Origin of the sequence: Candidatus Nitrosocosmicus oleophilus (genome assembly GCF_000802205.1) — an archaeon.
GTDB classification, from domain to species: domain Archaea; phylum Thermoproteota; class Nitrososphaeria; order Nitrososphaerales; family Nitrososphaeraceae; genus Nitrosocosmicus; species Nitrosocosmicus oleophilus.
The window spans coordinates 2,762,891-2,780,518 of sequence record NZ_CP012850.1 but is presented as its reverse complement, the minus strand read 5'-3'; the positions used below and the strand labels follow the sequence as shown (position 1 = coordinate 2,780,518).

The window sequence follows — 17,628 nt, the reverse complement described above, 5'->3', positions numbered from 1 at the left end:
AATTTAATAGCTATTGTCCTTTTTATCTTTACAATTTAACAGTATGATTTTACTAACACCTTATTGGATTTTGATGAGAAGTATAATTGTGGTTAACTCAGCTGTTGACTTTAACCCCTTGCCTGAAGGCTCTCACAAGTTTAAACACAGGATTATCGTAAAGCGGGATTCAGTAGATCTTACTATGGTACTAACTGGTTTTCCTGTAATAAATGATGATACCAAAGAACTAGTTGCATTTGTAGAATTAAAATGGGAAAAAGATGAGTATAACAGAGAAACGTTATAGATTTAAAATAGAAAGAGGAACTAGAAAATGCCTACGGTATTTAGGCTAATAATTAAATGGAGCAGTAAATTTTGTAGACGCCATTGTGACACTAATTATAAACTAATGTGGCGTGGGGGAGTTTTTTCTTAATGCTATTCAATTGTCTTCGCCCAATAGTAATCCTCATTTTGTCCAATTGCTGTTACCAATCAAAGATAAAGACTGTGATAAACTTAGAAGAGACATTAGCACGAAAAGTGCAATTGATCCAACAGATCATCTATTTGCTCTTTTTCAATAGCGACCGAATTATTTTGATCTGAAATCAGTCAGAAAAAAGAATTGTGTACTATTGCACTATTTCTTCGCTGAGTGATAAAAAAGTAAATTATTAGATCACTCGTCCTCGCTTATAACGGGACCTGATGAAGACAAAGTTAATGAAGAAATCATGTGTTCAAGTAGAGGCAAATACTTATCATAGGTGACTTGGTCATCTGCATGATAGATAATTCCAATGAATCCATCATTCTTTTCGTCAAGTGTGACAGTCTGAAGAGTTTTTGTGTTGGATGATTCATACCCCAAAGAACGTTCGATTGGGGTTACCGTATTGAAATAAGTTCCCGATGCTCTGAAGGCTGGTTGGTCTGCTAACAGTGTAGTACTGTTTCTGTAATATGTGTTGAATTTAAAATCTTCATTTTCCTTCACAAATGCATCTCCAAAGCTTCTTAGAGATTGATCATCTTCTCGTGGGACAAACATAACATATGCAGATGCCGTATCATCAGGAGAGCTAAATGATACGATCTGGTACGCGTTTCCTCCTACACCAATTTCCCAAGAATCAGGATATTCTAGGCTGAATCCTAAGTCATTGTCCGTGTGAGAAAGATAAGAAGTATTTGTATCATTAGTTTGACTTTCGGATGTATTGTCTTCATTAATTGTCCGAGCTTCGGGAATTTCTACCTGAGCATCAACGAAACTATGTAAACTTGGTCCTATAATAATGAAAGCTGTAGCCACTAAGAAGATAAGAAATAGTTTACTATTTGAGACGTTGTAAATTACCTATCACCTTGCAATACGAGAGTGCCTTCATCATCTTCAAAAGTTAACGTTCCATTGTTAATGGTGTAACTGTAATCGGGATTATAAATTGCCTCGAATTCCGATCCTAAATTAAATTCGCCCTTCAAATAATCTGTTGTTCCATCATCATTTTCCAATGTTTCTACTCTATCCAATTTGCTGTAAATATCAAATATTTTTGAGCGTGTACCTTCATCTGATTCAATACCTATCTTCAATCTGCCGTCAAACACATAACCTCCTGATAGGTCGGATCGTAACTGTCCATCTTCAATCTCAAATTCGCAATTATTTGCAGGACATAAATCAGAATTGGGACTTAGATTTAGCCCAAATCCATCAGTTTGATAATATCCATCTTCCGCTAAGAATTTATTCTCATGTGGTTCCAATGTCGCTTGTAAAGCAAATTCCTCAGTACTAGTACCAGAAGTATTTGTAGAATTTGTAGCAATGCCAGAGGAAGATGCGGTATCGCTATCTTCATTGGTGCTTTTTACTATCGGGATTTCAATGGAAAATGCAGTTGATGGAATAATATTTGATACAGCATAGTATCCCATCATACCTAATATGATCGCAAACAGAAAATAGTATTTAAAATACATTACTTCCCAAATATGGGAGTATCTTTATATATTTTTCTAAAAAAGAATTCATTCCAAAAATGGTAAACTTGCAATAATTACATTTGTGTTGTCAGGTTCAGTTGCTAATTGTCTACTATATTTATGTAATCAGATTTATCATTCTCATTCTTGATAATGAGAATTTAACTAAGGTAAGTTTGTGATACAGACTATTTACTACATCGTGACGCCTTGGAAATCTTGGAGATAATAAATTGTTTCGGGCCGCTTGGGGGTAGTTTTTCTTAACACCAACGTAGTTTCGCTAAGAATTCTTTACCAATTTTGGTATGGAGCCGAGATAATCTGATGATTTAGTACATTTCTAATGCAAAATACAAATTTAAGATGATTTAAATATAAATGCATCTTGTTCAATTTAGAAAAGATAACTGATGATCAAGCTATAGGATTAGCCCAGGCGATTGTTAATGATAAAACCAAGAATCTACGTTTTGACGTTAATAGGTGTATGATGAAAGATAGTGAAGGAAATGCCCCATTATCAGCCTTGTTATACTGTTTCGCAATGATTGATTTTATGGGTGCATTGTACGCTGGACAAGGGGGTAAAAAGGATATGAATAACAAGAACGTCGACACGAGTAATAACGCAAAGAAAATGTCTTTGCAATTTTTAGGCTATGAATATGATTCTATTGAAATAATATGGCAAATGTTTAGACATAAAACCATTCATGTATCAATGCCAGAAACAGTATTTGAATTTGATAATAGAAGAATTTCTTGGGAATTAAATGACGATAATAAAGCAAACCATTTACAGATATTACCAAGATCCATAACTGAGAGTGGCATAATACCAATTGGAAATACGAGAATAAATTTAGAATATGATCATAAATTCGTAATTCATATAGAAACTCTTTCTAATGACATAATCAAATCGATGCACAAATATTTGGATGCATTGGAGAAAGATAAAGCTCTATTAGGTAAATTTAAGGCTGCCGTTCATGAAATCTATGTAGTAAAGAGGGTAGTTAAAAAATAAGATATGACTAAATGTCTAATGAAATGAAAGCAGTGAAGCCCTTAGAGGCAGTGTTAAAAAAATAGGATTATGATAATTCTGTTACTTAACGTGACCAAAATTATTAACGGCGATTTACAGTCGTTGCGCAAGTATATATTCTTGATCGGCTATGTGCGCGAAATCACATTTTCGTTATTAGAAGAATCCACTCAATCTGTATGATTTAAGGTAATTTAGACCCGATTAGATAGCTATTAGTAGTTCAACTTGCAGGTCCCCTTAATTATCTCTCCAGCTTCTATATCTATAGCTATTTCTCCTATTTTATTCGCAAACATGGGAATTACTTTTGATATATCATACAATAATATCATTTGATGCTTGAAAATATTTCTAGCAGCAAGTGTCAATTGCCTTATTTCTTGAGAAACATTTTTCATATCAAATGTATTTTCTTTATCTAATGCAATTAGTGATTGTTGCTCCTTAAAGTAGTACTCTAATGGATTTAGTGAATAACTGTCGAAATATGTTTCGTTTTGTGCCCATCCATACAAGATTTCAGGATCAGGTAATGAGTTAATTCGATTATAAACTTTATTACAAAAATTATAAGTAATATGGGTTCCGTTTCCAAAACTCTTTATGGAATCGACAAGTAATTTGATTGTTTCTTCGTTCTCTTGTAGTCGTTTTTCCACGTAATTTCTGAATAAATTCATTTTATATTCTAACGTTGAATTATATTCATCTCTCTTCTCTACTAAGTATGACCAATTGTCATAGATACTACCATATTGTCCCGTCCTAATATGATCCAATGCCCAAGTACTATGGTTTATAGACCTGAGTAGTCTTGTAGATCTATCCAAACGTTCATCAGGCTCAGGATCATTTATGTAGGATCCAAATTCGTTTGGATTATTTGGAACGCAATAGTCGATTTGAATGGGATTAAAATAATGACTCAAGTGTAAATATTGAATTTTTTTAAAAATATCAGATATATATTTAGAATGTAATTTCTTTTCTTCAAAAGGAATACTATTAATTCCGTTTGTCACAGAGTTCTTTAATAAAGACAATTCCAGACTTAGATGTTCGATTTGTGATTTTAGTTTTGAGTTTTCAAGTATGAGATCTTCTGACATTGATTCATTAGCACGTTTCCAGCCAATTGCAGGATTATTTTCAATCAATTTAATCATAGCAACACTTACCTGATAGCTAAGATCCGCAGGTGATATCCAATATTGGCACATTCTTTTTTCAACATATAGTCTAAAATTATCAAGCTTCTTTCTAGACTTCGGTTCTAACTCAATTTTGTTCGCAGGCAGAGAATTGATATTCTTAAATAGAAAAGCAATGACTGGTTTTTTAATCGTTTCCGCATATTTATATTCCATTTCTGTAAAACTAATTCCAGATTGGGACATACTGCCATATCGTCCTCCAATGATAGTAATGTAATAATCACATTCATCTATAACCTTTTGTATAATACTCCATTGATCTTCGTTGGCCGCTGTGAAAAGTTCCATACCTGATGGGATGCAACCCAATTTTTGTAGAGCCAGTAAAACAGACTGACGCTCTTCTATTAAGTCTTCATACGTAGAGCTTACGAAAACTTGGTATCTTTTATCAGTGATCAATTATTGTCATTTCTAACGATGACGTGGTAAATATTTGTTCAAAAAATCTCATGTGGATAAAAGGTGGAGGTAGTGAACGTTGTGAAGATTCTAAAAGGGTAAACTGTAATCATAACCCGAAATCTTAGCTGAGTATAGATCTGGTCGAAATTATTAACTATTGCAAAAACCTTTACATTTTTCATTTCATAAGATTAGTTTCACACCTCATCAACGTTTCAAATAGATATCATAGTGCTTTACTTAGAATGAAACATTCATGAAGGGAAGAAAGTCATAGAAATTAATCCATGATATGTGGATCTTGAGACTTCATTTTTTCCCACTTTTTTCTAACCCTTATGTAGTTTCTATCCTTTATATCGTCTTTATAGTCCTCAAATACCTTGCAAGTTGCAATGAAATATGTTTCAAAGTGATTATCGAATACATCCTCTAGCTGGCCAGTATCTTTCAGAAACATATACCATTCCAAGGCATTCAGTAGACTCGTATAACAAATAACTATATACCTATGTTCATCATTATCTTTGATTGATTTCACATATTTGTCAAAAGCACTCAAATACATTGTTTGAATGTCATGAACCATCTTAATCTGTTCTGATTTCTTCATTCTCGGGATAGTTTTATAAAATGTATTAACGGTGTATGCTAAGGTAATACCTGATATAATTAATGGTATAAAAAGAATCAGAATTTGCCACCATTCGTCGTTATTACTACTAAACGAAATTACTGGATGGTTGAAAAACGAAAAATCCATATCCAGTTAAGTATCGTTTTGAATAAATTAAAGATTTGCAGGATAGAACAGAAAGTTTCGACTATTACTTTCCTAGTACAATAAAGAATTGTAAATAAAAGCAAAGTAAGGAATTAACTGAATCCCTATTGATTTTCTACAAAGAGATAATACCTGCTAAATGAAGAACCGCAATCACTAGAGTTCTAACAATTCACTTAAAGTTAAATATTAGCTTTAAATAAAGCCTCTTTCATATTCTTACGAAATGATTAAGATAATTTTCATTTTTGCGATTACTGTAAGTGTCATTCTGTTATTGTCGGAACAGTCATCATATGCGCAATCAACTCCAACCGTAAATTTGACCAAAATAATATCAGAAGATAAGGAATTACGATTGTGTCCTACGTGTTCAAATAGGGTAGACGTATTATACGAAAGTCCTAATACGGTTGCACTTTCCTCAGACTACATTGATTTGATCTGGAAAGGTGTTGATGTTATTAAGAAACATGGTTACAAGATTGATGATGTGGTTTCTTATACTACAACTAGTTATACTGGCACTGGGTCCATAAATACAATGGTGGTTATGTCAAAATAGACTTTTCTATCTGACAATATCTATCCTTGATTCCAATAGAAAATATAGTGCATTATTATCTACGATAAGTTTTTGATATGAAATAGGGTTATACCCTTTATTTCCTTTTATTATGCTATGGATTTTTATCCGCGGTTCAAAATCCAATTTTCGGACTATATCACATTTATCTAACCATTCTTCCATCACTTTGGAAGCTTCTAATTCAGATAGATTCTTTACATTTAACAAATAAGGTCCAATAATTCTCCATAAACATTCTTTTCTGTAAACTTCTATTGGTTTTTTTGCAAAATCTCCTCAAGTTAGCTAATCTGAGTAACTCATTTGATTTTTTTCAAAATTATTCATGGTTTATTTTTGTCTTTAGATCAACTTCAAATTGGACCAGACCAAAAAAAGGTAGAAGCAGTGAAAGCTCTTGGAATAAGATATGGATTAAATTTATGATAAGATGAAAAAACTAATCCTTTTTCAAATTTAATGTTGTTGGATATAACAATTTTGTTGTGGGAGTATCAAGCAACTCTTCGAAATCTTTGTATTCATAATTCGGTTTATTTGTTAATTTACAATCTAGCGTTACTAAGAAATTAAGTAGACTCGCCAATGCTGTTCCACGAATTTTTTCTGTCTTTACTGATATGTCAGTAAATGTTTTTCTACTGATTTCCTCAACTAAAAGATCAAATGAATATGTATCATTTTGAAATGTTTTTGAATCAAGAGCATCATATAGTGTAAAAACATTGGAATTAGGGTCTATTGCATCTGCTCCTTCAATGATTAACAAATTGAATTGCTTATTTATCATAAAAATGCACTCTATTTTCCCCTTTAAAACGTTATCAGTTATGTACAAAAATGGTTGCATTTGATCTACTTATATGAGTTCTATTTGTTAAAAAAAATTGATCATTTGTTACCGGTAGATAGAGGCTCATTTTCTTTTCTTAGTTAATTTCCCAGTCCCTATAGAGGTGAAAATCGTGATAATAGATCTTGTATCAGAAAATGACACTAGTGACAATAATGACAGTGCCTAGGAAAAGGTAATCATTGATAAAATCACCATTAATTAAGATAATAAATATTGTTGTTGGTTTTATAGTTTGGTTACTTACTACCCGCTCTTATTCAAATTGCCAGGTCAATTTATCATCATACCCGAGATACAATATACTATATCTCAGATTGTTCCACCATGCCAGATCATAATTCAAAATTATCAATTTGGTAATACCAGATCCAATAAATGTGAAAGTCAAAAAATATGGTTAATAACTAGATCAGACCCATATCAGCCATAATTTTCTCTGCCTCATGCCTGTAATCTTTGGTTGATGATCCACTATCCCAAAACTTCTCCACGGAGCATTCCGAACTGCTGTCACTGCTGTCACTGCTGTCACTCTTTACTAAAGAACATTCTATCTGTGTTGGCCCATTTTCTTTTGTATATGATTCTAAATATTTCATAGTCTTGTCTATGTCAAATGCAAGAGAACGTGTATTTGCTTCCCTGGTAGATGGATCTTTTGCACCGAATTTGTCCCTTAACATTTTTGAGAACGAAGTTTTATAGAGGGTACCATGTACTTCAGTTTCTAATTGATGTCTTTTATATTCATTGATATGTCCATTAGTCTTCACTTCCATAGAATACCAGATTTCAGAGAATGGGATTACTCCATCTTGATACTCTTCAAATAGTTTAACTATTACTTCCAATGCATCTCTTTCGAGAGAATGAGCTTTTCTATCATGTTTCTCGTTTAGCAACTTTTCGAGAGCATTTTCAATATCTTGCAAACACTTGGTACCATAAAAGCGTTGAAGAATAGGTTTAGACAGTTCCTTATCTCTCCCTTCAAGGCCTGTTTCTATATTTATTATTTCATCATTAAAATGAATCAACCTGTATGCCATCAGAGTTTTTCTAATGGTGTCTAATTCTTTAGCAGTTCGGATATGGACTTTATTCTCAGGATTTTTTATTTCCTTTATGTCTAATTCCGGCTTACCTTTAAAATTGGAAATTATGAATGTCCTATCCAAAACACCCTTTGCCCTTGAAGGATCCGGAGTCCTTTCTCCTAACATTACCTTAACTCCATAAGCATGAAAATGTTCCTGTTTTCCTGAGTTGGTATTAGTTCTAGTTATTATCTTATTTTTCTCATATCCTGACTTTATTACGCTCATCATATCGCTTTGGTCTATCTTATCAACTTCATCAAACACCAGAGTGCATTGACCAGTCTCGATGTTACCTAATATTCTATAGACATTTGCCGTAGTTGGATCTGTCATATTTACGCATCTATAAGCTATAACTTCAAACATGTCTCCTATTGTGCTTTTTCCGCTTCCGTTATCAGAAACAAACATGGTATAAGGTACAGTTGGAAACTTATCTTGGAAATATGTGAAAATTATCAAAGCAGAAATATAATCTAAAACGTGTTCGTGGTGAACTATGAATCTAGAAACATATTTTCTAATTTTCCTAAACAAATCATCAAAAGTTAGGTGTCTAGCTGTTTCTATGTAACTCTCCAATTCTTCTATACTTTCAAAGGCAATAGGTTGATAAATGTAATCTTCTTTGAATGGGGGTTTCAATATACGGGTTTCTTCAACTATCTTGTCTACAATTTCAAGTTGACCTTTGCCATTAATTGTTATGAAGTATGGAAGACCTTCGATTAACACGGCTTCATAAATTTGATTATTTACTGTGTATTTGTAGGTAGAAAATTCTCTTTTTGGATCTGTCTTACCATAATTATTGAGTTGATCATCGGATTCACCAAATCTTGTTATTGCCATTTCTGAAATTTTTGGTGTGCATATGTAATCTACAACCGAATCTAATCCTATTTTATTTGATATTGCAGACATAAATAATTCAATAGGTTCTTCTATCTTTTTTAAAACTGCCAACAGCTTTTCAGTGTTTATTCCACTTGCACCACTATTACGAATTGTAACTCTTATGTCCTCTCCTGTTTTTGACCAATCCACTTTGATTTCGTCAGATTGGTTTTTGTACCAAACTATTTTGCTTCTGAACTTATTACCTTTGTTATCTACGATACACAATTCGGATTCTGTTGTGATAAACATAGTGGTCAAGGTTTTCTCTAGACTAGAATCAATGAGCGGGGCGCGGAAAACTACATTAGGATTCTCATATTCTTCTAAATTCTTATCATCGTCGATGTCTTCTTTGACTAGGTCCTTAAGAATCTCAGACATTATACTCCAACCTCCTGACTAATTTTTATTGATACGATATTAGTCCTATTTCTATCTTTGAATTTTGTAAGAATGTTTAGATTCGAATTTGCATTTATGGCCTCAAATAATATTTTCAATGCAATAATAAACTCAATTATTAAATAATCCGAATTGTCATTATTATTCAACGTAAAAACCTCCATAGTGTTGGAACTGATTGTGACTAGAGGCCCTAACCCTTTCACAATCAGATTCGTGTATATGTAATGCGCGCCCCAGATCATCTTGAATGTCAGTATCAAAGGTTTCTGTTATTTTTAGTCTGAACAAGTGGTCCATTAGATGATCTAGAGTAGATTTAATATTTAGGATGATCATAATTAATAGAATTTATTGAATTAGATCATTTCTTAACTCATCCAACACTGGTCTTATCCTTTTCGTAATTATCTCGTTTATGTCTGGTCTATAGTAATGATTAACAAATACAGAACTACTAATCCTTCCCTGTAACAAATCTATTATCTCAGGTTCTATTCCTTTATTACGAAAATAAGTGGCAAATACCTTGCGACAATAATACATATTCATGTCATACCCATTTTTGATTGCTATTTTCTTCCGTAACGAATTATAGTAGGATTCTCTTTTTGGTGTTCTTTTTGCAATTTCGAGAATTTGATCATTGAATACACTAACATAAGCATTCTTAGTTTGTCTAAGAAAGATAGAAGGAAATTGATAGTGTTTTAAAATTCCTCTTTCTTTGTCAATATACTCCTTTTCTTTTGTCTTTATCAACCATATTGATTTCTGAGCTTCATCCGGCCGAAGGCCGGTTAATGTATTGAATAATAATATATTCTTGTATTCATCCGGTAAAATTGCCGATACCTTCTTTATCCAATCAATCATCGATTTGAGGTCTTTACCATTATCTTCAAATATTGTCTTGAAGGTAGCAAGAGAGCCACTTCCATTTGACCACTTGAGATTGTACTTCTTGATTAGAGTAAGCCAAGAATCATACATTCCTATGAATTTTGATAAAGCAGCCAAAGCCTTCATCGCGTGAGATTTTACATCTGTGGTTAAAAGAGATAATGAGGATGCATCATTCTTCTCTAATACATGGTAAAATCGTCTAGCGTAACTAATCTTATCTCGTATACTAGACTGACTATGCTTTTCATTGATTAAATAAATCTTAAAATCATTCCAAAATTTGTCATCGTTTGAAAATCTTACTGAATTTGGTAAGGTGTCTTTTTCATCCCTCTTACACCCAGATGACTCATTTTGATTATGTTCAGAATATTTATCATTTAATGTATATTTTGATAAATTATTATCATTTCTTACCATTTTATTCATAAATTCCAAACAGAGGATGCTCCGGCCGGGATTTGAACCCGGGATCGTCGCCTTGAGAGGGCGAAATGCTTAGCCGGACTGTGTGGTTAATTTAATTAATAACCTCTACACCACCGGAGCTTACTGCGGTTTCTATTAAACTTGAGGGGTTATTAATATAATACTTTGGTTCTGGTCCCTCCAATTCCCCAATATCAGGTACTAACTGGTAAATAGTGCCGCTTGTAACTTGCTTTAGGCATTTATTCCCACCGGGAAGTCTCTTAAACCATGTTGCTTCTTGGGTTGATTCTTGCTATTATTTTAGTAGACCGTGGGGTATTATACCTAGTATTACTAAATTCGTTAGCATCTTGTATGTTTTGACTTTGATAACGGGCTTTTTAACTCTCGAGGTCCTCTTGGGCCGCAATCTTCTTAATACCAGATTGAAGGTTTTCAGAATTGATATTACCATATTTAGTAGCTTGATTGTCAGTAGTTTGCTGATTAAGCTCTGTTAGAATTACGATTATCAAAATTGCTCAGCTTGCCAGCTTCCTTAACTCTATATATTATATCTTCAGATTTACAAGAATTATCAAGAATTAACTTCGATAATAAAGGAGTTTCCTTTCTAAACACATCTATCTTCCTTTTGATTAAACATTTCAACTTTCTTTCATAGGGCTTTGATACAATCTTTTGCCCTTGGAGAAATAGAATCTCTGCTTTTGATAACATGATAGTAGAGATAATGACACAATTGATGAATTAAGCTTTTTCTATCTAATCAAACGTAATTGTATCCCTTTGTTAACCTTTTTCAAATTTCTTCGAGATTGAACGATTACCTTGTATCTTATAAGGTATATTATCCATATCAATATGATTGGAACAACAAGATATTTCTGAGGAGATACAAGGTCTGACCTTAGCATCTGTCAAGGTTTTGATTGAAAGTACCAACAATGAATTGAAAGTATCAGTAAAGTTTGTTGATATCTATAATGATGTTTGCAGGAGGCGAGGGGGCAGGTACAATAAGGAAGAGTCAGACTTGCAGCTGAGACAACATGTCCGAGATAACCTGCTTAGCAGTGGGTATATATTCATAGATCCAAATGATGCTGATTCCATTTACTTGACTCAAAAGGCTATAGACGAATATGCCGAATATTAAAACATAAAACGGGCCATCAACTCGTTTCTGTCTTAAAAAGTATGTTCACCTACGGTAATTACGAAGATAAAGAAAGCACTGCAAGCAAAAGTCTACGAAGCTAAAATATTTTGTAATATTGAGGAATATTGTACAGCAGAGTTACAAGTGGAGATCCAGGTTTAGAGTTTGCGTTAGATAAACCAAGTTCTGAGATATAAAGAACATACATTTTAGCTCCTTTATGAAAAGAACTAATTGTATTTTGTAATCTGACTATATGGATATTTGATGAGTCGAGATCCATATTCTTATGTTATTTTAAATAGTACAATCCAGCGATAATATTACTCAAACAGAGAAACAAATCGGAGATAGGCTACTTGAAATAGAAGAATTTTGTGGTTATGAGGGTCATACGACAGAAAGAAACGCAAGGCGAGATTCAAGCCTTAAAATTTGTATTAAACATATCACACCAAGAAATTTAGTCAATCTCATTAGTTATACTTGTTGGACCAGATTGGCCGAAATTATCAAATCAGCTCTATAATGTTTGAATATTTAACATTCTGATATACAAAGTTAAACTGCGTAAAGGATTAATGTGTTCAACAATACTTTGGTATGGATAGGCAATGGTTACCACATTTACCAACCTATTGACAGTATACAAAGATCTGAGTATATGGAAGACTTTCAGGAGTTTGGTAAACCAGACAATGGGTTTCTGAGATTTGAAATTGATTCTTTATCTAATGGTTATGCGGACAAGTCTAATCATCCATCCTTAGAGTCATGTCTATTAAGTCTCCCAGGCTCCTCAAATTCAAAATGTATTGGGAATGGGTTAAGCGTTGAAGAATCAAAGGTTAAAATTCTTCAAGTTTGGGATGGGCAGACCCTTATCAAACATCTGATAGGTACCTTCTATGCTAATCTTGAATCTGAAAAGATAAAAGAGGACAAAAGACTAGAATCAAATTATTCACGCTACAACAATCAGGAACCTCATGAAATACCCTGGATTGAAAAACTACTAGAAACTCCTATCACAGATCATAGAAAACTATGTTTACAGCACATATTAATACCATATTTAGTAAATATTAAAGGTATGCCTAGATCTGAAGTCTCTTTGATTCTAGAAAAATGGATTAAAGAATATGACAAAAAACAAAGGATGGATTTTGATTATAAACATACAATCAAATCAGATCTAAGGACTGTCAAAGATCATAAGCCAATCTCTATAGAATTTAAAAAAATATCCTGATCGATATGAATTAATTAGCGATTCTTCAATCGATTTGATTAGTGTTTCTCCTGATAGTTTAGATACTCTTTTAAGAACTCACTAGTCTTCAAAATGGCTAATGACGATTCAGGAGTTTTATGCAGAGTCGTTTGAAATACGTGCGGCATGCCTTCATAAACATCCAATTTCACTGGAATATTTGCTTGGTCCAAAGCTTGGTATAGTCTAACTGAATCACTAAGCAATACTTCCTTGGTTCCAACTTGAATTAGAGTTGGTGAAAACCCCTTACTAAAATTGCCATAAACTGGAGAAACATAGGGATTCTTCTGATCCGTAACATTAGCATAGGCACCACCCATATTTTTCAACATTGTTTCGGGGATGAATGGATCAGCTGTCTTTAAAGTTGAATAAGAGTCACCAGCTCCAGAAACATCTGTCCAAGGAGACCAAAGTACTATTGCTGCAGGTATTCCAATACCCTCATCACGCATTTTCAAAACCGAGGTTGCTATAAGTCCTCCTCCTGCGGAATCACCATACATTGCAATATTCTCAAGTGAGTTGCCTTGATCCTTCAATGCTTTGACGACTGATACAATTTCACTTGTTATCTTATTCCATTTTGCGGACGGAGCCAGAGAGTAGTCTACAGATACAACTCGAAGTCCTGTAGCATTGGATACCGGGACAGAATTGTTCAGTGTGGAATTAGCGCCCAGAATGGTATATCCACCTCCATGTACATATACCAGAATTTTTCCATTGTCCTTCCAATCTTTTGGTTTGATATCAAGTACCTTGGCATTCCCTAATTTGGTAGATGTTATATTAGCTCCATAACTATCTACAAAAGATTGGGATTGAGCTATCGACATTGCAGAAACCTGTTTATTCAATTCTTCCCAACCCTTCAAATCACTTGGTCCAGGAGTAACAAACTCTGGCATTTGCGATGTAATGTTCTTCAAAGCATTTTGAGCCTCTGAGGATATTGTTGTGGGTATAGTTATCGTTGAATTGTTACTGCTAGGTTCGGTTTGACCAAAGGTCATGCTTTGTTGGTTGGTATTTAAAAACCCAGCAAAAAATAGTGCGAAACCCAAACAAAATGCCGCACCTAGTATTAATTTCTTCATTTCAATATCTCCGAGTTAGGATATTTCCTCAATCTTGCCAAAGCCACCAAAAGTGACTATGGAGCCTGGAGTAATTAGTTCCATGAATCTTTTGTTAATTGGTTCAATACTCTTGTCTCCTTGCATATTAGCGGTAAATTCTTTAACATGCTCAGCATCTCTATAGGATTGTATTTCAAGCCATACTTCTTCCTCTTCACTAGCTGAAATTGTCTTAGATAAATTTACAAATTCCATCACGTTCTCCCTGCTGTCAAGAGAAAATACTTCAAAGCCGGATACACCATGTTTGGTGAAAAAATCTCGAGACAGTCTGTTAACTTCTACCATTTCATCATGGTTTTTCTTTGGAGCCCGATAAAGGAAAATTTCAATATGACCGCGTGAGCCTTTTTTGATCGAGGATGTGTTTGTACTACTCATGATGAATTATGCCTACAGAAAATATAAAAATCATCAAGGGATCTTGGATTCATTCTAATGTAAAACGGAATCAAAATATATAATTTCGGATTACCTTAAATATTTGCTGAGGTTTTATAGGATGAAAACTACCAGTCTCCCAAGCAGAATTTTAACCTTTTTCTTGATTTGAAAAACTGTATGGGTCATTCCTGATTAAAGCAATCTTTATTATTAAAATTAGCATCTTGCAAGCTAACCATTTGGTCAAAATTTAATAAATTCAGTAGCATTAGTGACACTATTTTGATTCGATTGATGTTTGGGTGTTCTATAATTGAGCTGATAAGATTCTCAAGCACTTATTTACATCGACTCGTAATAAAAGTTGATATGACAAGACTCGCTCGGATCACATAATTCTAACTTTTAGGATCCGGTCCAGTTTAACCTTGATCTATCATCCCAATTTGCACACAACATCTTTAAAAAAGTGTGTGGCTCAAAATAAGGTATCGTGCGAAGGACCCGCGGAGTAGCTTTCATTGTGAAAGAGATGGTTAAGCACCTTGTTAACCTGCTATTTGTCAATGGTGTATTCATTTTCCTTGTCCATAAAAGAAAAAAATCAGCAGGAGGATACAATATCAACTTAATAGACCAGCCGACTAACTACTTTGAATTCAGTGCCGCCCTAATCGGAATAACTTCTGCGGTAGTAGCAATATTGTTAGTAGCCCAATTCGATCCAAACTTGATGGTAGTGATTGCTGCTGTGTTCATATCTCTTGGGACAGGACGTCAGATCTTTGCCTCTGCACTGGATGTCGTAACAACTAACATGAACACCTTCTTGTCAACTTGGGCATCAACTCTACTATTACTTGCAAAGAATAAGCTGATGGTGCCAACCGCCGAATGGGGTTCCATAGAAACTAGAGTCGAGATGGTACTCATAAGCATGGGTCGGTATAATTTGCCAGTTAAACTTAATGGGATAAAACCAGAGTCTCTAGAAATAATATTAGAGTATTTGAACGAGCATAAATGGGAGTTAGAGTATCAACCGGTTATTACATGTGATGATTCTAGCTGTCTTGCATTTGCCCAACACGCAACTCACCAAATGAAAGACAAGTTGCTAATATACAATGACTTGAACGAATTACAGGAAAGAAGTGGAGGCATTAACGCAGTAATTCTGATCGCCTTGGGAACGTTGATTTGGTTGATCTCATAGTACTTGAGATATTGGAACCAATCGGTTCTTATTTTGTAAAATAATATGATTTTTATATTACGATTTTAATAAAACAAGATTACCAAACTTTATGTTTGTGACATGCCAGCATAGAAAAAAAGAATTTTGCGTTGATGGGTCGTTGATACGAAAGACAGAATTCCCTATTGATATAATTCATATTCTATTGGACATCCGGAGTTGACACACATAATATGGGATTAGAAACTATATAGCTACAAAATACAGCCCCATGTTTTTTTAACTTGTTTATCTCGAAGAACAATATTAATAAAGTCGAGAAACGCGAAGAAGAAAAATTCTATGTATCATTGATCAAAACAAAAAATTAAATGACTTACAAACTATCACCAACTAAAATGGCTGATACAGTTTTCATTTGTTGTCTTCATCGGTTAGATCTCGAGGTTTACTGAATTAATCGCCATTCCTGCTTTGGGTAGGTAAGATAATTGTTATACATTTCCATTATTTTACAAAAACATTAATAGTTTGATTCACTTATAACATATATTGTCCCATCGTAACCCTGGAGCGTCATATAATCGGATAGGTGAGCCTAGCATAGCGATTATTGACGATGAAAAAGATTTACTCTTTGTTTATAAAAAAGCATTAGAATTACAAAGACTTAAAGTAGTTACATTTGATGATTCTTCAGTAGCCTTAAACGAATTGAAAGTGCGATACAAGAAATACAGCATGATCTTAGTAGATATTCGCATGCCCAAAGTTAATGGCTATCAATTAATAAATGAAATCAAGAGGATTGATCCATCGATCAAGACAATTTTGATGTCTGCATATGATGTCTCAGATCTCGAAGTCCATGATAACTTGAACGACGGTGTAAAAATCGATAGGATTATGCATAAACCATTTTCATTAATTAAACTAATTAGTACCGTTAAAACTCTTTTGGAGAAATAATAAAAGGCCACTCAAAATGCAATTAAGACCCAAACTCTTATTTTTGAAAAACATCTGCTTCTGAAGTTGATATGGCAATTGTTATTCAACAGGACTAGCCAAACTCGGATTTATCTTATCTTATTTGTATCAAATTTGATAATGTTTGGTTTAAATGATCGACAAATACAGATTTGTTAATTGTTAGGTGGGGATAAATATACCTACTCAGGTTTTATCCGCTAGTATGGAAACATCTGGCAAAGACTTTGTGTCAATAATTGAGGTGTAATTTCAGATTCGTTAGATGAAAAGTTATTTGTAGTGGGGATTAATTGTTGAGATAGACAGATAAGTGTACATTCAAGGTATCTTTATGTACAACACAATTATGGTTTTATTTGGCTTTTGGCAAAAATGTATCTGAAAAGTTATCCTGCTGAATTTTATTTTAATTCCTTTTACAAAATTTTATTTTTTGTCATTGACGGCATGAAACTTTCTGTTATTTTAAAGTCTCTATACCTGTCCTATCGAAAAGTATTGTCACGTTTCCATGTCTAGGATTGATACCGCAGCTTTACATGGTTGTCACTAACTTGGTCTTGTACCCTTCATTAAGTAACTTAAACATCAATTCGATCAGATTATTTCAAAGTTGCTTTTTTTAAACTAGAATACACTGGTTCTATAAATAATTGATTCTGTTTTTTGACAGAATTATTAAAATAGGTTTGTTATCCACCATGGGTCCTATATATATAGATACTAATGCATTTGTGTTGCAGCATAAATATATAAACTCAAAACATCAGGGAATGTCATTAGGTACAAAAGATAGATGTTCTTATTCAAATGTTATCTTTGATTAGTGTTGTTGATCGATAAGAATC

18 protein-coding genes and 1 tRNA gene are annotated in these 17,628 nt (G+C 33.5%); 7 read left to right on the top strand and 12 right to left on the bottom strand.

The genetic code is table 11. The features are described from left to right. Positions 1 to 88: 88 nt before the first annotated feature. Positions 89 to 289, top strand: coding sequence for a hypothetical protein (locus NMY3_RS13365; RefSeq protein ID WP_196816325.1), 201 nt, complete (start codon positions 89 to 91; stop codon positions 287 to 289). Positions 290 to 667: 378 nt separating this feature from the next. On the opposite strand, the gene NMY3_RS13360 is transcribed toward NMY3_RS13365, so the two are convergent. Then, the gene (locus tag NMY3_RS13360; RefSeq protein ID WP_196816324.1) at positions 668 to 1,303 is read right to left on the bottom strand and encodes a hypothetical protein; all 636 of its coding nucleotides are present in this window, start codon (positions 1,301 to 1,303) and stop codon (positions 668 to 670) included. Between the two features lie 41 nt (positions 1,304 to 1,344). Continuing rightward, on the bottom strand, positions 1,345 to 1,977 hold the full coding sequence (locus NMY3_RS13355) for a hypothetical protein (protein WP_196816323.1): 633 nt from the start codon (positions 1,975 to 1,977) through the stop codon (positions 1,345 to 1,347). Positions 1,978 to 2,368: 391 nt separating this feature from the next. Between NMY3_RS13355 and NMY3_RS13350 the strand changes: the two genes are divergently transcribed. Next, positions 2,369 to 3,013, top strand: a complete 645-nt coding sequence (locus tag NMY3_RS13350; RefSeq protein ID WP_196816322.1) for a hypothetical protein — start codon at positions 2,369 to 2,371, stop codon at positions 3,011 to 3,013. A gap of 236 nt (positions 3,014 to 3,249) precedes the next feature. On the opposite strand, the gene NMY3_RS13345 is transcribed toward NMY3_RS13350, so the two are convergent. Both NMY3_RS13345 and NMY3_RS13340 read right to left on the bottom strand, forming a co-directional pair. After that, positions 3,250 to 4,653, bottom strand: a complete 1,404-nt coding sequence (locus NMY3_RS13345; protein ID WP_196816321.1) for a DUF4062 domain-containing protein — start codon at positions 4,651 to 4,653, stop codon at positions 3,250 to 3,252. A 283-nt stretch (positions 4,654 to 4,936) separates the two neighbouring features. Next, positions 4,937 to 5,419 (bottom strand): hypothetical protein, encoded by a 483-nt coding sequence (locus NMY3_RS13340; RefSeq protein ID WP_196816320.1) that lies wholly within the window; start codon positions 5,417 to 5,419, stop codon positions 4,937 to 4,939. Positions 5,420 to 5,666: 247 nt separating this feature from the next. Between NMY3_RS13340 and NMY3_RS13335 the strand changes: the two genes are divergently transcribed. Beyond that, positions 5,667 to 6,005 carry a hypothetical protein gene (locus NMY3_RS13335; protein WP_196816319.1) on the top strand — a complete coding sequence of 113 codons (339 nt, stop codon included), beginning with the start codon at positions 5,667 to 5,669 and terminating at the stop codon, positions 6,003 to 6,005. Positions 6,006 to 6,468: 463 nt separating this feature from the next. On the opposite strand, the gene NMY3_RS13325 is transcribed toward NMY3_RS13335, so the two are convergent. The 6 genes from NMY3_RS13325 to NMY3_RS16920 form a co-directional block, all read right to left on the bottom strand. Continuing rightward, positions 6,469 to 6,879, bottom strand: a complete 411-nt coding sequence (locus NMY3_RS13325; protein ID WP_196816318.1) for a hypothetical protein — start codon at positions 6,877 to 6,879, stop codon at positions 6,469 to 6,471. 410 nt (positions 6,880 to 7,289) lie between these two features. Further along, positions 7,290 to 9,266, bottom strand: a complete 1,977-nt coding sequence (locus NMY3_RS13320; protein WP_196816317.1) for a hypothetical protein — start codon at positions 9,264 to 9,266, stop codon at positions 7,290 to 7,292. Next, positions 9,266 to 9,436, bottom strand: a complete 171-nt coding sequence (locus NMY3_RS13315) for a hypothetical protein (RefSeq protein WP_196816316.1) — start codon at positions 9,434 to 9,436, stop codon at positions 9,266 to 9,268. Before NMY3_RS13315 ends, NMY3_RS13320 begins: the two co-directional genes overlap by 1 nt. 202 nt (positions 9,437 to 9,638) lie before the next feature. Beyond that, complete coding sequence (locus NMY3_RS13310; RefSeq protein ID WP_196816315.1) at positions 9,639 to 10,631, bottom strand: hypothetical protein; 993 nt, start codon at positions 10,629 to 10,631, stop codon at positions 9,639 to 9,641. 8 nt (positions 10,632 to 10,639) lie between these two features. Further along, positions 10,640 to 10,742 (bottom strand) — tRNA-Glu (locus tag NMY3_RS13305). Positions 10,743 to 11,005: 263 nt separating this feature from the next. Beyond that, complete coding sequence (locus tag NMY3_RS16920) at positions 11,006 to 11,140, bottom strand: hypothetical protein (RefSeq protein ID WP_257719986.1); 135 nt, start codon at positions 11,138 to 11,140, stop codon at positions 11,006 to 11,008. A 353-nt stretch (positions 11,141 to 11,493) separates the two neighbouring features. On the opposite strand from NMY3_RS16920, the gene NMY3_RS13300 reads away from it, so the two are divergent. Continuing rightward, entirely contained in the window at positions 11,494 to 11,784 is a 291-nt protein-coding gene (locus NMY3_RS13300) for a hypothetical protein (RefSeq protein WP_196816314.1), read from the top strand. Positions 11,785 to 12,451: 667 nt separating this feature from the next. Then, positions 12,452 to 13,039 (top strand): hypothetical protein, encoded by a 588-nt coding sequence (locus tag NMY3_RS13295; RefSeq protein ID WP_196816313.1) that lies wholly within the window; start codon positions 12,452 to 12,454, stop codon positions 13,037 to 13,039. A 38-nt stretch (positions 13,040 to 13,077) separates the two neighbouring features. Here NMY3_RS13295 and NMY3_RS13290 read toward each other — a convergent pair whose 3' ends face one another. Together NMY3_RS13290 and NMY3_RS13285 are read right to left on the bottom strand one after the other, a co-directional pair. Further along, positions 13,078 to 14,163 carry an alpha/beta hydrolase gene (locus NMY3_RS13290; RefSeq protein WP_196816312.1) on the bottom strand — a complete coding sequence of 362 codons (1,086 nt, stop codon included), beginning with the start codon at positions 14,161 to 14,163 and terminating at the stop codon, positions 13,078 to 13,080. A gap of 15 nt (positions 14,164 to 14,178) precedes the next feature. Beyond that, positions 14,179 to 14,586, bottom strand: coding sequence for a DUF1428 family protein (locus NMY3_RS13285; protein ID WP_196816311.1), 408 nt, complete (start codon positions 14,584 to 14,586; stop codon positions 14,179 to 14,181). A gap of 526 nt (positions 14,587 to 15,112) precedes the next feature. On the opposite strand from NMY3_RS13285, the gene NMY3_RS13280 reads away from it, so the two are divergent. Both NMY3_RS13280 and NMY3_RS13275 read left to right on the top strand, forming a co-directional pair. After that, positions 15,113 to 15,805, top strand: coding sequence for a hypothetical protein (locus NMY3_RS13280; protein ID WP_196816310.1), 693 nt, complete (start codon positions 15,113 to 15,115; stop codon positions 15,803 to 15,805). A 534-nt stretch (positions 15,806 to 16,339) separates the two neighbouring features. After that, positions 16,340 to 16,756: a response regulator gene (locus tag NMY3_RS13275; protein ID WP_196816309.1), complete on the top strand. Its 417-nt coding sequence runs from the start codon at positions 16,340 to 16,342 to the stop codon at positions 16,754 to 16,756. Positions 16,757 to 17,628: the final 872 nt, after the last annotated feature.

What these genes read in the sequence shown, in the direction of transcription:
- NMY3_RS13355 (WP_196816323.1), bottom strand. Translation starts at nt 1,977, where the DNA reads ATGTATTTTAAATACTATTTTCTGTTTGCGATCATATTAGGTATGATG.
- NMY3_RS13340 (WP_196816320.1), bottom strand. Translation starts at nt 5,419, where the DNA reads ATGGATTTTTCGTTTTTCAACCATCCAGTAATTTCGTTTAGTAGTAAT.
- NMY3_RS13335 (WP_196816319.1), top strand. Translation starts at nt 5,667, where the DNA reads ATGATTAAGATAATTTTCATTTTTGCGATTACTGTAAGTGTCATTCTG.
- NMY3_RS13325 (WP_196816318.1), bottom strand. Translation starts at nt 6,879, where the DNA reads ATGCAACCATTTTTGTACATAACTGATAACGTTTTAAAGGGGAAAATA.
- NMY3_RS13320 (WP_196816317.1), bottom strand. Translation starts at nt 9,266, where the DNA reads ATGTCTGAGATTCTTAAGGACCTAGTCAAAGAAGACATCGACGATGAT.
- NMY3_RS13295 (WP_196816313.1), top strand. Translation starts at nt 12,452, where the DNA reads ATGGAAGACTTTCAGGAGTTTGGTAAACCAGACAATGGGTTTCTGAGA.
- NMY3_RS13290 (WP_196816312.1), bottom strand. Translation starts at nt 14,163, where the DNA reads ATGAAGAAATTAATACTAGGTGCGGCATTTTGTTTGGGTTTCGCACTA.
- NMY3_RS13285 (WP_196816311.1), bottom strand. Translation starts at nt 14,586, where the DNA reads ATGAGTAGTACAAACACATCCTCGATCAAAAAAGGCTCACGCGGTCAT.